This is a genomic window from uncultured Flavobacterium sp. (assembly GCF_937967675.1).
Classification (GTDB): Bacteria; Bacteroidota; Bacteroidia; order Flavobacteriales; family Flavobacteriaceae; genus Flavobacterium.
On the sequence record NZ_CALBSN010000079.1, the window covers coordinates 1 to 1410 of the forward strand.

A 1410-nucleotide genomic window follows, 5' to 3' on the forward strand; every position below is an offset into this window, starting at 1 on the left:
TTTTCCATCTTTCACACATAACCAAGCCCATCCTGAACCAAAACGAGTAGCTCCTGCTTTAGCAAATTCTGCTTTAAAAGCGTCAAATGAACCAAAAGCAGCGTCAATAGCAGTTGCTAATTCACCTGATGGTAAACCGCCACCGTTTGGCGACATAATTTCCCAAAACATTGTGTGGTTGTAATGTCCACCACCATTGTTACGAACTGGCATGTTGTTCATGTCAAGATTTTTCATGATATCTTCAATAGATTTTCCCTCTAAATCAGTTCCAGCAATAGCAGCGTTTAAGTTGGTAACGTAGGCATTGTGATGCTTAGAATGATGAATTTCCATTGTTCTAGCGTCAATATGTGGTTCTAATGCATCGTATGCATAAGGTAATTGTGGTAATTCAAAAGCCATGATATTTAATTTTTAGATTAATAATATTTTCACCAAATTTACAAATTAAACTTCGGATTCAAAAATAGATAGTTTTTATACCACTATTAGTAAGATAAATATAACATTGAAGTATATTCGTTTTTAAAATATTAAAAAGTAAATCCTATGAAATCACGCTACAGTATTTTATTTATTATCGTTCTATTCGTTACAAGTTGCACAAAAACATCACAACCTGTTGATTCAATTCCAAAGCACGAAACCTTTACCATTCCATCAAAAAAAGTTAATGAAACTCGAGTAATTAACGTTTGGACGCCTGAAAACTATAAAACTAGTACTGATTCGTTGCCTGTTATGTATATGGCAGATGGTGGAATTAAAGAAGATTTTCCGCACATTGCAAATACTTTAGCAGAACTCATCAAGCAAAACAAAATTAAACCTATAATTTTGGTTGGTATTGAAAACACGCAACGCCGAAAAGATTTGTCAGGTTTCACAACCGTTGAAAAAGACAAAGAAATTGCTCCCGAAGTGGGTGGTTCAGCACAATTTAGAGCGTTTATTAAAGAAGAACTTTTCGCAGAAATAAATAAAAAATATAGAACTTCAAACAAAAAAGGTATAATTGGCGAATCGCTTTCAGGGCTTTTTGTAACAGAAACTTTTTTACAAACGCCAGAAATGTTTGACTTTTACATTGCATTCGATCCTTCATTGTGGTGGAATAATCAATATTTGGTAAAAACGGCAAAACAACACTTGGCAAAATTTCCGAATCAGCAAAAAGTATTTTGGTTCGCAGGTTCTAATGCTGAGGATATTTCGCCAAACACCAAACATCTTCGAGATGTATTAAAAGATACAAATCCATCAAACATAAAATGGAATTATTCTGATGAGCCAAACGAAGAGCATTCTACAATTTTTAGGGCAACCAAAGAAAAAGCAATCGTTTGGACTTTAAATCAATAAAAAATTACACTTGAATACAACTGCTTTCACCATATACGACGCTTC

Annotated in this window: 2 protein-coding genes; one reads left to right on the forward strand and one right to left on the reverse strand. The window is 33.8% G+C overall.

Annotation, left to right across the window (positions count from 1 at the left end; genetic code table 11):
• Nucleotides 1-405, reverse strand: a 405-nt coding sequence (locus Q0075_RS05690; protein ID WP_297868671.1) for a superoxide dismutase, incomplete at its 3' end; no start/stop codon positions are given.
• A 147-nt stretch (nucleotides 406-552) separates the two neighbouring features.
• On the opposite strand from Q0075_RS05690, the gene Q0075_RS05695 reads away from it, so the two are divergent.
• Nucleotides 553-1365, forward strand: coding sequence for an alpha/beta hydrolase-fold protein (locus tag Q0075_RS05695; RefSeq protein ID WP_297868672.1), 813 nt, complete (start codon nucleotides 553-555; stop codon nucleotides 1363-1365).
• Nucleotides 1366-1410: the final 45 nt, after the last annotated feature.